13 protein-coding genes and 1 pseudogene are annotated in these 15,000 nt (G+C 60.9%); 9 read left to right on the top strand and 5 right to left on the bottom strand.

The features are described 5' to 3' along the window. Positions 1-28 precede the first annotated feature (28 nt). From ASC90_RS22095 to hemH, 4 genes are all read left to right on the top strand, one after another. On the top strand, positions 29-1,480 hold the full coding sequence (locus ASC90_RS22095) for a homospermidine synthase (RefSeq protein WP_056545323.1): 1,452 nt from the start codon (positions 29-31) through the stop codon (positions 1,478-1,480). Between the two features lie 171 nt (positions 1,481-1,651). Further along, positions 1,652-2,020: an outer membrane lipoprotein Omp10 gene (gene omp10, locus ASC90_RS22100; RefSeq protein ID WP_056545325.1), complete on the top strand. Its 369-nt coding sequence runs from the start codon at positions 1,652-1,654 to the stop codon at positions 2,018-2,020. Between the two features lie 184 nt (positions 2,021-2,204). Continuing rightward, positions 2,205-4,061 carry a bifunctional UDP-sugar hydrolase/5'-nucleotidase gene (locus ASC90_RS22105; protein ID WP_056545768.1) on the top strand — a complete coding sequence of 619 codons (1,857 nt, stop codon included), beginning with the start codon at positions 2,205-2,207 and terminating at the stop codon, positions 4,059-4,061. Between the two features lie 122 nt (positions 4,062-4,183). Further along, entirely contained in the window at positions 4,184-5,221 is a 1,038-nt protein-coding gene (gene hemH, locus ASC90_RS22110) for a ferrochelatase (RefSeq protein WP_056545326.1), read from the top strand. A 3-nt stretch (positions 5,222-5,224) separates the two neighbouring features. Here the strand turns inward: hemH and queE are convergent. The 3 genes and pseudogenes from queE to queC form a co-directional block, all read right to left on the bottom strand. Next, positions 5,225-5,958: pseudogene (gene queE / locus ASC90_RS22115) on the bottom strand (7-carboxy-7-deazaguanine synthase QueE). After that, a complete protein-coding gene (queD, locus tag ASC90_RS22120; protein WP_056545329.1) occupies positions 5,955-6,311 on the bottom strand; it encodes a 6-carboxytetrahydropterin synthase QueD in 357 nt (118 codons plus the stop codon). Before queD ends, queE begins: the two are co-directional and overlap by 4 nt. Continuing rightward, positions 6,311-7,021 carry a 7-cyano-7-deazaguanine synthase QueC gene (gene queC / locus ASC90_RS22125; RefSeq protein ID WP_056545330.1) on the bottom strand — a complete coding sequence of 237 codons (711 nt, stop codon included), beginning with the start codon at positions 7,019-7,021 and terminating at the stop codon, positions 6,311-6,313. Before queC ends, queD begins: the two co-directional genes overlap by 1 nt. A gap of 196 nt (positions 7,022-7,217) precedes the next feature. Between queC and ASC90_RS22130 the strand changes: the two genes are divergently transcribed. Together ASC90_RS22130 and ASC90_RS22135 are read left to right on the top strand one after the other, a co-directional pair. Then, positions 7,218-8,228, top strand: a complete 1,011-nt coding sequence (locus ASC90_RS22130) for an SPFH domain-containing protein (protein WP_056545333.1) — start codon at positions 7,218-7,220, stop codon at positions 8,226-8,228. 3 nt (positions 8,229-8,231) lie between these two features. Continuing rightward, positions 8,232-8,687: an NfeD family protein gene (locus ASC90_RS22135; protein ID WP_056545334.1), complete on the top strand. Its 456-nt coding sequence runs from the start codon at positions 8,232-8,234 to the stop codon at positions 8,685-8,687. Here the strand turns inward: ASC90_RS22135 and ASC90_RS22140 are convergent, their stop codons facing one another. Continuing rightward, positions 8,688-9,683: a KpsF/GutQ family sugar-phosphate isomerase gene (locus tag ASC90_RS22140; protein ID WP_056545336.1), complete on the bottom strand. Its 996-nt coding sequence runs from the start codon at positions 9,681-9,683 to the stop codon at positions 8,688-8,690. Positions 9,684-9,819: 136 nt separating this feature from the next. On the opposite strand from ASC90_RS22140, the gene ASC90_RS22145 reads away from it, so the two are divergent. Next, positions 9,820-11,346 carry an outer membrane beta-barrel protein gene (locus tag ASC90_RS22145; RefSeq protein WP_056545338.1) on the top strand — a complete coding sequence of 509 codons (1,527 nt, stop codon included), beginning with the start codon at positions 9,820-9,822 and terminating at the stop codon, positions 11,344-11,346. Positions 11,347-11,352: 6 nt separating this feature from the next. Here ASC90_RS22145 and galU read toward each other — a convergent pair whose 3' ends face one another. Then, a complete protein-coding gene (gene galU, locus ASC90_RS22150) occupies positions 11,353-12,243 on the bottom strand; it encodes a UTP--glucose-1-phosphate uridylyltransferase GalU (RefSeq protein ID WP_056545341.1) in 891 nt (296 codons plus the stop codon). A 200-nt stretch (positions 12,244-12,443) separates the two neighbouring features. On the opposite strand from galU, the gene ASC90_RS22155 reads away from it, so the two are divergent. Together ASC90_RS22155 and ASC90_RS22160 are read left to right on the top strand one after the other, a co-directional pair. Further along, positions 12,444-13,667: a lytic murein transglycosylase gene (locus tag ASC90_RS22155; protein ID WP_056545343.1), complete on the top strand. Its 1,224-nt coding sequence runs from the start codon at positions 12,444-12,446 to the stop codon at positions 13,665-13,667. Positions 13,668-13,753: 86 nt separating this feature from the next. After that, positions 13,754-14,959 carry a DUF459 domain-containing protein gene (locus tag ASC90_RS22160; RefSeq protein ID WP_056545344.1) on the top strand — a complete coding sequence of 402 codons (1,206 nt, stop codon included), beginning with the start codon at positions 13,754-13,756 and terminating at the stop codon, positions 14,957-14,959. Positions 14,960-15,000: the final 41 nt, after the last annotated feature.

Below are 15,000 nucleotides of genomic sequence, written 5' to 3' on the forward strand. Positions count from 1 at the left end.
CCCTCGCCGCCTTTCACAGGAGAAAAGAATGACGGAACAGACCCACCCGGTATATGCCGAAATTACCGGCCCGATCGTGATGATCGGCTTTGGCTCCATCGGCCGCGGCACGCTGCCGCTGATCGAGCGCCACTTCAAGTTCGACAAGAGCCGGCTGGTCGTCATCGATCCGCGCGAAGAGCCCTCCGACATGGAGATCCTCAAGAAGCACGGCGTCCGTCACATCAAGGAATACGTGACCAAGGACAATTACAAGGACCTTTTGAAGCCGCTCTTGACCGAAGGCGAAGGCCAGGGCTTCTGCGTCAACCTCTCGGTTGATACCGGCTCGCTCGACCTGATGAAGCTCTGCCGCAAGCTCGACGTCCTCTACATCGACACCGTCGTCGAGCCCTGGCTTGGCTTCTATTTCGACAAGAACATGAAGAACGCCGACCGCACCAACTATGCGCTGCGCGAAACCGTTCGTCATGAAAAGAAGAAGAACCCGGGCGGCGCGACCGCCGTTTCCACCTGCGGCGCAAACCCGGGCATGGTTTCCTGGTTCGTCAAGCAGGCGCTCGTCAACCTCGCCAACGAGATCGGCGTGAAGTTCGATGAGCCGGATCAGCACGACCGCGAAGGTTGGGCCAAGTTGATGAAGAAGGTCGGCGTCAAGGGCATCCACATCGCCGAACGCGACACACAGCGCACCAAGCATCCGAAGCCGCTTGATGTCTTCTGGAACACATGGTCGGTCGAGGGCTTCATTTCCGAGGGCCTGCAGCCAGCCGAACTCGGTTGGGGCACCCATGAAGAATGGATGCCGAAGAACGCAAAGAAGCACAAGAAGGGCAACAAGGCGGCAATCTACCTCGAGCAGCCTGGCGCCAATACCCGCGTCCGCACCTGGTGCCCAACGCCCGGCCCGCAATACGGCTTCCTCGTCACCCACAACGAATCCATCTCGATCGCCGACTTCTTCACGGTGCGCGACAAGGACGGCGAAGTCACCTTCCGCCCGACCTGCCACTATGCCTATCATCCAGCCAATGACGCGGTTCTGTCGCTGCACGAGATGTTCGGCAATGGCGGCACGCCGCAGCCGGTTCACCACGTCCTCGACGAAGACGAACTGGAAGACGGCGTCGACGAACTCGGCGTCCTGCTCTACGGCCACGAAAAGAATGCCTACTGGTATGGTTCGCGCCTGTCTCTCGAAGAGACCCGCCGCATCGCCCCTTACCAGAACGCCACCGGCCTGCAGGTAACCTCCGCGGTTCTCGCCGGCATGGTCTGGGCACTTGAAAATCCGAAGGCCGGCATCGTCGAAGCCGACGAGATCGACTACAAGCGCTGCCTCGAAGTGCAGCTGCCCTACCTCGGTCCGGTCGAAGGTCACTACACCGATTGGACGCCGCTCGACGGTCGCCCGGGCCTTTTCCCGGAAGATATCGACACCAAGGATCCCTGGCAGTTCAAGAACATCCTCGTTCGCTGATCGCCACCCGAGCGCCCTTTGAAAATGCCCGCCGCAAGGCGGGCATTTTTGTAACGCTTGCTGTCTAAATGCCCCCTCGCATTGCTACCGGCCTTGCCTTCCCCGGGGGGGCGCGCCATGTTTTTCACAACCAAACGGATAGTTTTCGGTCCGCATCTCCGGGAGAAGCTCATGAAACTCAAACCCATCCTCGTCGTCGCGATTGCCTCGGCAGCCTTGTCGGCCTGCGTTTCGCCGTCTCCGCGCCCGATCCCAGTCGCTGCGAACCCGGCGCCATCGGGTGTGGAAGGCTCCTGGGCGGATCCGAACGGCATCATCTCGACATTCCAGGCCGGGACATTCACGACCCGCACGACCGACAGCAACCAAATGCTTGCCTCCGGCACCTACACCAACATTTCGCCGTCGCTGGTTGAAATCAACATGACGTCGCTCGTGCGCAAGACGCAGTCCAAGGTCAACTGTGCGCTCGTGACCCAGAGCCAGCTTAACTGCACCTCGGATGCCGGATCGCAATTCACGTTGAACCGACGCATGTAGTACCGTCAAATCCGGTCGGGAAGCTCCCCTTGCGGGAGCTTTTTTCGTTTACCCCTCTTGGAAAGGGTCGATCGCATTACAGCTTTTTCTCTTGCGACCACCGATGCTTGGTGAAACCATCGATGCCGTAGGGACGGCGGAGCGCGCGGGGCCGGGCTTTGCTTATGAAAATCAGGAGAACAGGATGACGAAGTCATTTCAATTCGGTCTGTTGACCGCGTCGATGCTGGCGCTGTCGAGCAGTGCCGCCTTTGCCGATTACGAACTCAATATTCTGCACATCAACGATTTCCACTCGCGCATCGAATCGATCAATAAATTCGATTCCACCTGCTCTGCCGAGGAAGAGGGCAAGAACGAATGCCTCGGCGGCGCCGCGCGGCTGAAAACAGCGATCGACCAGCGCCGGCAGGCGCTCGACGGCAAGAACGTTCTGCTCCTCAATGCCGGCGACAATTTTCAGGGCTCGCTGTTCTACACCACCTACAAGGGTGCGGCCGAAGCCGAATTCCTGAACGACATGAAGTTCGACGTCATGACCGTCGGCAATCACGAATTCGACGACAGCGAGGATGGCCTGGCGACTTTCCTCGACAAGGTGAAATTCCCGGTGATCTCGGCAAACGTGCTGGCCGGTGATGGCTCCAAGCTCGGAGATCGCATCAAGCCTTCGCTGGTACTCGATGTCGGCGGCCAGAAGATCGGCATCGTCGGCGCTGTGACCAACGATACCGAAGAGCTCTCTTCACCCGGCCCGAAGGTAATGATAGCCGATGACGTCCAGACGATCACCGCAGCCGTCGAGGACCTGAAGAAGCAGGGCGTCGACAAGATCATCGCGCTCACCCACGTCGGTTACCCGCGCGATCTCTCGGCGATCGCCAAGATCCCCGACGTCGACGTCGTTGTCGGTGGCCACTCCCACAGCCTGTTGTCGAACACTGATCCAAAGGCCGAAGGCCCCTACCCGACACTGGTGGACAATCCCGGCGGCTACAAGGTGCCGGTCGTGCAGGCCGCCTCCTACAGCAAGTATCTCGGCGATATCGTCGTCACCTTCGACGACAATGGCGTGGTCAAGAGCGCCAAGGGCGACCCGATCCTGATCGATTCCAGCTTCACTCCCGACCCTGCCATCACGGCCCGCGTCGCCGAGCTGGCCAAGCCGATAGAGGAACTGCGCAAGAAGGTCATCGGCTCCAGCGATGCCCCGATACAGGGCGACCGCACTGTCTGCCGTGTCGAGGAATGCTCGATGGGCAACCTCGTTGCCGATGCCATGCTCGATCGAGGCAAGAGCCAGGGCATGACGATCGCCATCCAGAACGGCGGCGGTCTACGCGCCTCCATCGATGGCGGTGACGTAACGCAGGGCGAGGTCATCACCGTACTGCCGTTCCAGAACACGCTTGCCACCTTCCAGCTGACGGGTGCCGATATCCGCAAGGCACTCGAAAACGGTCTTGGCAAAATCGAGGAAGGCGCCGGCCGCTTTCCACAGGTGTCGGGCCTGAAATACAGCTTCGACAAGGCCAAGCCTGCCGGCAGCCGCCTCGTATCGGTCGAGGTGAAGGAGGGCGACGCCTTCGTGCCGCTCGAAGACACGAAGACCTATGGCGTCGTGACCAACAACTTCATGCGCGCCGGTGGTGACGGCTATTCGATCTTCGAGACGGCAGGCAAGAATGCCTATGACTTCGGACCCGACCTGGCCGACGTGACAGCCGAGTATCTGACGGCGCACTCACCCTACAAGCCCTACACCGACGGTCGCGTCACCGAAGTTGCGGCGTCAGGAACGGAAGCCCCGGCTGCATCGGCACCTGCCGCGGCTCCGGCGGCGCCCACGGCCGAAGCTCCCGCGGCACTCGCCCCGAACACGCCGACCAACCACGTCATTGCCGTTGGCGACACGCTCTGGGATCTCGCCAGGCAGTTCTACGGCGACGGCACACTCTGGAAGAAGATTTCCGAAGCAAACGGAACCCCGGCACCTCGCCACCTCACGATTGGCAAGGAACTGCAGATTCCATCGAAGTAAGACAATTTGCCTCGATCCTGAAAGCCGGTCCGGGGTTTCCTGGGCCGGCTTTTGTTCCTATACGATGAACCATTCGTACCGGGCCGCGTATGAGCCGGACAGAGAAGCGAATTGGGGTTTGGATGACGACCGTAGATACTGCGCACCGCCCGGCGGACCACCCGCTTGTGAAATTTGGCAAGGTGGGAGTCCTGCTCGTCAATCTCGGCACGCCGGACGGCACCGACTACACCTCCATGCGCCGCTACCTGAAGGAATTCCTAACCGACAAGCGTGTCATAGAGTGGTCGCGCTGGAAGTGGTATCCGATCCTGTTCGGCATCGTGCTCAACACCCGCCCGGGGAAGGTCGGCAAAGCCTACGAACTGATATGGAACAAGGACAAGGACGAAAGCTACCTGCGCACCTATACGCGCAGCCAGGCCGAACTGATGGCCGAACGCCTGAAGGACCTGCCGAACGTCCAGGTCGACTGGGCGATGCGCTACGGCACCCCGTCGATCGCCTCGCGCATCCAGGCGTTGAAGGACGACGGCTGCGACAGGATCGTGCTGTTCCCGCTCTACCCGCAATATGCCGCCGCCACGACGGCAACCGTCAACGACAAGGCCTTCCAGCATCTGCTGACGATGCGCTGGCAGCCGGCGCTGCGCACCGTGCCCGAGTATCACGACGACGACACCTACATCGAAGCGCTGGCCAACTCGATCACCAAGCATCTGGCGACGCTGGACTGGCAGCCGGAAAAGATCCTCGCCTCCTTCCACGGCATCCCGATGTCCTACTTCAAGAAGGGCGATCCCTATCATTGTCAATGCATGAAGACCGGCCGTCTGCTGCGCGAAAAACTCGGCTTGTCGAAGGACCAGTTCATGATCACCTTTCAATCCCGCTTCGGGCCGGAGGAGTGGCTGCAGCCCTATACCGACAAGACGGTCGAGAAGCTCGCTCAAGAGGGCGTCAAGAAAATCGCCGTACTGAACCCCGGCTTCGTTTCCGACTGTCTGGAGACCTTGGAAGAAATCGCCGAACAGGCCGCCCACTCCTTCCACGAAAACGGCGGCGAGAAGTTCACCCACATCCCTTGCCTCAACGACAGCGAGGACGGCATGCGGGTGCTGGAGACGGTCGTCCGCCGTGAATTGCTCGGCTGGGCTTGACCGTCAAACGCCGCGTCTATTGCCCCACAGCAGTACATGCAGCTGTGGCAGGACCCGCGCTGCGAACCACCGATCATCCGTCACCTTGCCGACCAACCACAGCATCCGCTCCATGATGCCGTCGATATCGATCCGGGCGTCATTGTCATCGGGCGGTGGCGGGGTGTGGTTGCCGGGCTGCAGATAGACCGGCAAGTCCGGATAACGCGCAGAGGCATCGCGCGCGTGGCGTAGTCACGGTCATCGAAGACAACGATCTTCAAGGCAATCTGCGGCCGATCTGCCGCAATGCGCAGACAGTCGTCGAAGGCTTGCCAATCGGTTTCCATGCCGCTCGACGGCGGCTTCGGGCTCAAGACCAGCGTATCGAGATCCGCAAACCAGTCCTTGGTGACGCTGCCCTGCGTTTCCAGTGCGAAGGTGTAGCCCTGCGCATGACCATACGCGATCAGCGGGCCAAGCGGCTGGATTGCCGGATTACCGCCGGAGAGGGAGACGGTGAGTGGCTTGCTGCCCGAAAGCGTTGCGACCTCTTGCCAGATCTCCTCGACCGACATCGGCCGCCACTGATCGCGATAGTCGCTGTCGACGGCATGGAGTGTATCGCACCACGAACAGCGATAATCGCAGCCTCCGGTCCGGACGAAGACGGTGGGCAGGCCGATCAGCACGCCCTCGCCCTGGATCGTCGGCCCGAAGATCTCGCTGACGCGGATCGGCGCATCGCGAGCGCTCATGGCCGGTATTCCGCCCAGGTCTTCGGCGTCTCGCTGACCCGCACCGCCGATGTCTCGGGCATCAGCGCCTTGCACCAGTCGTAAAAGTGCTTGGCGAGGTACTCGGAGGTCACCCGCTCATGCCCCAGCACCTCGTTCAGATGTCGGTGGTCGAAGCGATCGTCGATATAGCGCTTCAGCGGCGCCAGCTCGTGATAGTCGCGCACGAAACCGTCTCCATTGAGTTCGGCGGCGGCAAGCTCGACCACGACGATGTAGTTGTGTCCGTGCAGCCGCGCGCACTGGTGATCGGGAGGCAGATGCGTCAACTGGTGCGAGGCGGAAAAATGGAATTCCTTGGTGATGCGAAACACTATTTCACCTCCTGCGCCGAGAACCCGCTCGTCGCAGCCACCCAGAAATCGGCATCGTCGTACTCGGTCGGATCCTCGACGCGCGCAAGATGGAATGCCTCGCGCCTTTCGACGCAGGTTCCGCACCGACCGCAGTGGCGAAGCCCACCCTTGTAGCACGACCATGTCTCGTCAAACGGCGTTCCGTTCTTCACCCCATCGGTGACGATATCGGCCTTCGAGCCGTTCACATAGGGCGCGTGGAGCGAGACGCTCGCATAACCATCGAGCGCCTCGTTCTGCATCGTCTGGAATGCATCGATGAAGCCCGGCCGGCAGTCTGGGTAAATGAAGTGGTCGCCGCCGTGCACCGCAACTGCAACCGCATCGGCTTTTTGCGCGGCGGCAAGCCCGAAGGCGATGGCGAGCATGATGGCGTTGCGGTTCGGAACCACGGTCGCCTTCATTGTGTCCTCGGCATAGTGGCCGTCAGGAACGTCGATGTCGTCCGTGAGCGCCGAGCCGGTGAGATGACTGCCGATCGGGCGGATGTCGATGATCTGGTGCGCGACGCCAAGCCGCGTGGCGCAGGCTGCTGCAAAGTCCAGCTCCTTGCGGTGCCGTTGGCCGTAGTCGAAGGAGAGAAGGCCGATGAGTTGTTTTTCCGCTGCCACCTTGTGGGCAAGCGAAATGGAGTCCAATCCGCCGGAGCAGATGACGATAGTCTTCATATCAAGGATCCCTTGTTTTGACCGGGTGGGCTGCGACCGGATGCAGGCTCCTTCTAGGACAAAGAGCCTCCGTTGTGAAGAACCACCTGAAACCCCATATTTGAGGGGTGATCCCTTGGCACGGCCACCTCAGAGCGTGGCATTTGAAATAGTCTCGGCTAAGGTGCAGTCATTCGATTCGATTGGGAGGTAGTTGATGGTACTGGGTGGCTTCGACATCATGGTCATCGCTTTGGTGGTCTTCGTCATCTTGGTGCTTTTTGCCGGCATCAAGACAGTGCCGCAGGGCTATCAGTACACGGTGGAGCGCTTCGGCCGTTACACCCGCACGCTGGAGCCCGGCCTCAACATCATCACCCCCTTCATCGAGCGCGTCGGCGCGCGCATGAACGTAATGGAACAGGTTCTGAACGTCCCTACCCAGGAGGTCATCACCAAGGACAATGCCTCGGTTTCCGCCGATGCCGTTTCCTTCTACCAGATCCTCAACGCCGCCCAGGCTGCCTATCAGGTTTCCAACCTTGAGAATGCTATTCTCAACCTGACTATGACCAACATCCGCTCGGTCATGGGATCGATGGACCTCGACGAGTTGCTTTCCAACCGCGATGCGATCAACGATCGGCTTTTGCGCGTCGTCGACGATGCCGTCCAGCCCTGGGGCATCAAGGTCACCCGCGTCGAGATCAAGGATATCCAGCCGCCGCGCGACCTAGTTGACGCCATGGCCCGGCAGATGAAGGCCGAGCGCGAAAAGCGCGCCCAGGTCCTGGAAGCCGAAGGCTCCAGAAACGCCCAGATCCTGCGCGCCGAAGGCTCCAAGCAGTCGGCCATCCTGCAGGCGGAAGGCCAGCGCGAAGCCGCTTTCCGCAACGCCGAAGCCCGCGAGCGTCTGGCCGAAGCCGAAGCCAAGGCAACCAAGATGGTTTCAGAAGCGATTGCCGCCGGCGACGTGCAGGCGATCAACTACTTCGTGGCGCAGAAATACACCGAGGCGCTCACGGCCATCGGCTCGGCCAACAACTCCAAGGTCGTATTGATGCCGATTGAGGCTTCGGCCATTCTCGGCTCCCTGAGCGGAATTGGCGCCATTGCCAAGGAAGTCTTCGGTGACGGCACCAACCCACCGACGCCGCCCGCTCAGCGCCAGGTCACGACGCGCACCACGCCGCCGGTCAATCCCTTCAACCAGAATCCGGAGCGCTGACCCATGCTCGCCGCCATTGCATCAGAGCTGGGGCCGTGGAGCTGGTGGGTTGTCGGTCTCGTCCTGCTCGCCGCCGAGATGATTGCTCCAGGTTTTTTCCTGGTCTGGATCGGCCTTGCCGCGATCGCCGTCGGCGCGCTGTCGCTGCTTTTCTGGGATAGCGCCTTCTGGGCCTGGCAGCTGCAGGCAATCCTGTTCGCGGCTTTTGCGGTAGCCGCAACCTTCGTCGGCCGCAAGCTCACCCGCCAGCACGCAGAGACTGACCAGCCATTCCTCAACCGGCGCGGCGAGAGCCTCGTGGGACGCACGGCCACGCTCGCCGAGCCGATCAGCGAAGGCCGCGGCCGCATTCGCCTCGACGATACCCAGTGGAAGGTCAGCGGACCGGACCTGCCGGTCGGCGCAAGGGTAAAGGTGATTGCCAGCAATGGCCGCGACCTGACGGTCGAGGAGGCCTGATCAGGCCACGCCGATCCGCAGCAGATCGTGAAAGTGAACGAGCCCTATCGGCCGATTGTCATCGTCGATAACGATCAATGCGCCGATGCTGTGCTTGTCGAGCAACGCCATCGCCGCGGTGGCAAGAACCGCTGCCTTCACCGTCTTCGGCGTCCGCGTCATGATGTCATCGACGCTCAGCTCCGACAGGTTGCGTGTCAGATTCCGCGCGAGATCCCCCTCGGTGACAATTCCGCAGAGGCGTCCGTCACCATCCGTTATGCCGACACAGCCGAAGTGTTTTCGCGATAGCGTGGCGATCGCTTCCGGCAATGGGGTACCTTCCGGCACCAGCGGCACGCGCTCTCCCGTGTGCATGACGTCGGCAACGTGGCTGAGGCTCGCGCCGAGTTTGCCGCCCGGATGGAAAACGTGAAAATCGCCCGCGGTAAAGCCACGCGCCTCGAGCAGCGCTATCGCCAGCGCATCACCCATTGCTAGCTGCATCAGCGTCGACGTGGTTGGCGCCAGTCCGTGTGGACAGGCTTCTTCCTCGTTCGGCATCAGCAGGACGACATCTGAAGCCAGTGCGAGCGAGGATTTTTCGGACGATGTCAGCGCGATGAGAGGGATGGAAAAACGGCGCGTATAGGCGATGATGTTGCGAAGTTCGGCGCTCTCGCCGCCCTTGGAAAGGGCCAACACCACGTCGCCCTTGCCGACCATGCCGAGATCGCCGTGATTGGCTTCGGCGGCATGCATGAAGAACGCCGGTGTTCCCGTAGAAGCAAGGGTCGCCGCGATCTTTACCCCGATATGCCCGCTCTTGCCGACGCCGGTGACGATCACACGGCCTGCAATGCCGCCGGCGACTTCCACTGCCCGCGTGAATGGCGCCGCCAAAGCGCCTTCCAGGGCCTTTTCCATCGCCTCGAGTGCCCGCCGCTCAGTGCCGATCGTGCGCTTGGCCGAATCGAGCACCCCATTTTCAACGAGATCTACCGCTCTTCTGTTCATGGCAATGCGTTAGCGGTTTTCATCGGCCAAGTCCATCGCCTGATGACTGCCATGCAGCATGCGTCTCGGCAACGAATGGTTAACCACGAGGCTTTACGTTCGGGTAACGACTTCGAAGCATGCCGGGCACCAATTCATGCGCCATTGGAAATACACGAGCAGTCTCACGCCGCTCCGCGCGGCGAGCGTTGCCGTGCGCCTGACGCTGGCCGGCGGCGTGTTATTTCCGCATTCCACGTTCGCACAATCGGCGCAGGTGGTTGTACCGGCCGGCCAGGCCACCCAGCCCTCGTCGACGACGGCACCACCAATTGCAGGCGACCCGGGCACTGATGACACCCCCCTGCCGGGTGCCTCAGAACCGGCTGCCGAAACCGCCCAGGGTACGAACGCCCTCAAGCTGCCTGCCGATCAGCAGCCAAGCGACGAAACGACCGGGGCAATACTCGACGAAGACATCATGCGCCTGAATACGCGCGAGGCCCCGCTCGACGAACGGCTGCCTGCGCGAAAACCCGAAACAAACATCGCCACCGAAGAGACGCCAGGCATCCGCGTCGGCACCTTCGTCCTCCGCCCGACGGTAACACAGAGCATCAATACCGAGACGCAGCGGGACGGTGACACCAAGCAAACCCGTGGCTTCCTCGAAACAGACATGCTGGCGACCCTGACGTCCGATTGGGCCTTGCATCAGCTCACGGTCGCCACGGAGGGCGCTTGGCAGGAGAACATCAGCGGCGAAGGCGAGGAGCAGCCCGACTTCAGGATCGGCGGGGATCTCAGGCTCGACCTGCCGCAGGATACGACAGCCCACATCACTGGTGGCTACCATTTCTATCGAGAGGATACCGACGACCCGGACGCCATCCTGGACGCCGAAAAGCAATCCGACGTACAGGAATTCAACGCTGGCGCCTCGATCCAGCGCGACTTCGGCATCCTGCGCGGCACGACCGGCATCGACTTGACGCGTTCCATCTATTCCGATGCCACGCTGCCGGATGGAACGCAGGTCTCTATGAGTGATCGTAACCAGACGAGCGGTACAATTCGCGGCCGCATCGGCTACGAACTTTCCCCGGCCCTCATCCCCTTCATCGAAGCGAACGTCGGCAAGACGGTCTACGACGATACGGTGGACGTCGCAGGCTACCGTCGCTCCGGCAACTCCTACGGCGGCATCGCGGGCGTCGAGGTGGATATGGGCGAGAAACTTCGCGGTGAAGTCGGGCTCGGTTACGAGATCGCGACGTTCGACGACGAACGCCTGTCCGATATCGACACGGTCGTCGTCGACGCGCGCCTGCGCTGGTCGCCGCTCAGGGGAACGGACGTCGACGTCGGGCTCCAGACCAGCATTCAGCCGTCGACGACAGCAGGCGATTCCGGCTACGTTTCGCATGCATTGGCGACGGCGTTGACACACCAGTTGCGCGACAATCTGGTTGGGGCGTTCCTTGGCGGCATTACGCTGCGCGACTATCCTTCGGACAGCACGGCCAACGATGAAACGGTCTATGCGACCAGTGCCGCCCTGACCTGGAACATCAACCGATACCTCGATCTGACGAGCACGGTCGGCTACGAATTCACCTCCAGAAAAGCCAACGCCGACTCGCAGCAATGGCGAGCCGGCGTCGGCCTCAAGCTAAAGCGTTAGCTTTTTTTATCCAAGCGTCTTGACCAGCGCCTTGAAGCCTTCCTCGACGGTCGGGCGAATGTCCGCCCGCTCGAGCGCGAAGGCGACGTTGGCGAGGATGAAGCCATCCTTGGCGCCGCAGTCGTAAGTCGTGCCCTGGAAGTGATAGCCAGCGAATGCCTGGTCCTTCAGCAGCTTCAGCATGCCGTCGGTCAGCTGGATCTCGTTGCCGGCACCACGCTCCTGCGTCTCCAAAATCTTGAAGACCTCGGGCTGCAGGATGTAGCGGCCGTTGATGAAGAAGTTCGAAGGCGCCGTACCCTTGGCAGGCTTTTCCACCATGTCGGTAATGTGGAAGCCGTCGCCGATCGCATCACCGACGCCGACGATGCCGTATTTGTGGGCTTGGTCGGGCGCACACTCTTCGACTGCCACGATGTTGCCGCCGCTCTGGGCATAGAGATCGATCATGCCCTTCATGCAGCCCTTGGTGTCGCTCTTCATGATCATGTCGGGAAGCAGCAGGGCGAACGGCTCGTTGCCGATGATCTCGCGCGCACACCAGACGGCGTGGCCGAGACCGAGCGGTTCCTGCTGGCGCGTGAAGCTGACCGTACCAGCCTTGGGAAGCTGGCCCGCGAGCAGCGTCATTTCGGCCTTCTTGCTGCGCTCGCGCAGCGTTTGCTCGAGCTCGAAATGGATATCGAAGTAATCTTCGATGATGTGTTTGTTACGGCCGGTGACGAAAACGAAGTGCTCGATACCCGCTTCCAGCGCTTCATCGACGACATACTGGATGATCGGCTTGTCGACGACCGTCAGCATTTCCTTCGGCACTGCCTTGGTGGCCGGGAGAAAGCGAGTGCCGAGGCCGGCAACCGGAAATACAGCTTTACGAACTTTTTTATGCTCTGCCACACAATCCTCCTGCGATGATTTCACCGCTTGAAATAAAAGGCAATTTTGATTGGACTAGATGAGATTTGCTACCGTTTTACAAATGGTGACTGCGGTCTTCCGTCATGGTAAAGAATTTGTTGACTCCGTTCGACTAGTCTCAGGTTCGAGCGGAATTGTGCGCTCGGCTGTGCCTGAAACGAAAGGACGGATGACCGCCGATGACTCAAAATCACAGATACTCCCTTCGTGGTCTTGCTCTAGCATTCTTCATGACCGCGTCTGCCGGTCTGGCCCCCCTTGATGCGAAGGCAGATCAGCGCTTCCAGAACTGGATCGCGGACTTTTATCAAACAGCCGCTCAAAGTGGCATCAGCAAGGCAACCTATCGCAAAGCGTTCGCGGGCGTAACCGATCCGGATCCCACTGTTCTTGAAAAAGCAGCCTATCAACCTGAATTCACGACCAAAATTTGGGACTACGTAGATTCTCGTGTAAATCCATATACAGTCCAGATCGGCCGGCAAATGGCCGCAAAACACGCCTCGACTCTGAACGCGGTCGAACGCCGCTTCGGCGTCGACAAATCGATTCTACTTGCGATCTGGTCGATGGAATCAAATTATGGAGCGGTTCTTGCGAAGGACGATCGCCTCCACTACGTGCCACGCGCCCTCGCCACGCTTGCCTACGCGGACGAGCGCCGCGCGAAATTCGCCAGGAAGCAATTGATCGCCGCATTGAAGATCCTGCAGAACGGCGACATCTCTCCGGACGGCATGACCGGCTCCTGGGCAGGCGCCATGGGCCATACGCAGTTCATCCCGACAAGCTATCTGCTTTACGCAATCGATGCCGACGGCAACGGCCATCGTGACATCTGGAACTCCGTGCCCGACGCGCTGGCGACATCGGCCAATCTGTTGATGAAAAACGGCTGGGACAAAGGCAAGACCTGGGGTTACGAGGTTGCCGTGCCCGCAAGCGCGCTGAAGCAGGTGGGCAAGACCCACACATTGGCGCAATGGGCGGCACTCGGCCTGGCACGGCCGAATGGCAAGGGCTTCAGGGACACCGGCAGCAAGGCCGTGCTGAAGATGCCCGCCGGCCGCGATGGCCCTGGCTTCCTGATGACCAGCAACTTCTTCACCATCAAGAACTACAATGCCTCCGACAGCTACGCCATCGCCGTCGGGTTGCTTGCCGATGAGATCGCAGGCTACGGCGGCATGAAGCAACGCTGGCCGCGTCCCGATGGAACACTCGACGTCAAGGAGAAGTTCGAACTGCAGAACCGGCTGAAGACGCTCGGCTACTATGACGGCGAGGTCGACGGCAATTTCGGGAGCGGCTCCAAGGCGGCGATCGCCGCGGTTCAGGAACGCATGGGGTTGCAGCAGGATGGCCAGCCATCACGGCCGCTGCTGAATGCCCTTCGAAAGTAGACGGAATAAATCCGCGACATAGTTTTAGGGTGTGGACGTGAGTTCCTGCTCTGTGCGAGAATGCAGGCGGATTGAGGTTGCTGACAATGCGTAAACGAGTAAGCCGGGCAACAGTTCGCTGGGGTGCGCTCGGCGCAGCCGCTCTGATGTTGTCCTTCGGCGTCCTGCCCCCAGTGCCGGTCGCCGAAGCTCAGGAGCGTTATTATCAGCGCCGTTCGATTCTCGATTTCTTCTTTGGCCGCCGCTATATCGATGCGTACCCGCCCGCACCGGGTCGGTACGCAGCGCCGCCTGCGACTGCTCCGAGAAAGAAGAAGGCATCCCCCAAGGTGATGGCCGCGCCCCGCCCCGCAGCCCCCCCTGTCGTGGAAGAGAAGACTGTCGAGAAGCTCGACAATGCCCAGAAGATCCTGGTCGTCGGCGACTTTTTTGCAGGCGGGCTTGGGGTTGGAATGGAGGCGGCATTTCAGAATTCGCCGGGCATCGTCATCGAGACGCACAGCAACGTAGCCTCGGGACTCGTCCGCGACGACTATTATGACTGGCCATCGCAACTGACGAAATTCATGGACGAGGCCAAGCCGGCCATGGTCGTCGTCATGCTCGGCGCCAACGATCGCCAGCAGATGGTCACCGATAGCGGCAAGGAGAAATTCCGGACCGATGGCTGGTATGCCGAGTACCAACGCCGCGTCGTCGACTTCGGCAAACAGGTCACCAGCCGCAAGATACCGCTACTCTGGGTGGGCCTCCCGGCCTTCGATTCGCCGGCGATGACCGCGGATGCCGTGCAGATGAACCAGCTCTACCGGAAGCAGCTCGAAAGCATCGGCGGCGAATTCGTCGATATCTGGGACGGCTTCGTCAACGAGAATGGCGAGTTCATCGTCACCGGCTCGGATGTCAACGGCCAGCAGGTGCGCTTGCGCACCTCCGACGGCATCAACCTGACCGACGCAGGCCGCCGCAAGCTCGCCTTCTATGTCGAAAAACCGGCACGGCGCATCCTCGGCACCCAGGCGAGCCCGGACCTCGTCCGCCTCGACAGCAACGCGCCTGCCATGGATCTGTCTTCGAACCCGATTGGCCGCACCGAACCGATCAGCCTTTCCGACCCCAATCTTGACGGTGGCGGCGAATTGCTTGGCGGCAGGGCATTGCCCGCCAGTATGGCTAAATCGCCCCGCGACCTGCTTGTCCAGGACGGCGAGATGGCACCGCCCCCGGCTGGCCGGATCGATGATTACCGGCTGCCTCCAACCAAATCCGCGGCCGAAGTCTCGGCAAAATGAAAAGGGCCGCTCGATGCGGCCCCTCGATTCGTCGGTCGGTG

Origin of the sequence: Rhizobium sp. Root1220, from assembly GCF_001426265.1 — a bacterium.
GTDB lineage: Bacteria > Pseudomonadota > Alphaproteobacteria > Rhizobiales > Rhizobiaceae > Rhizobium.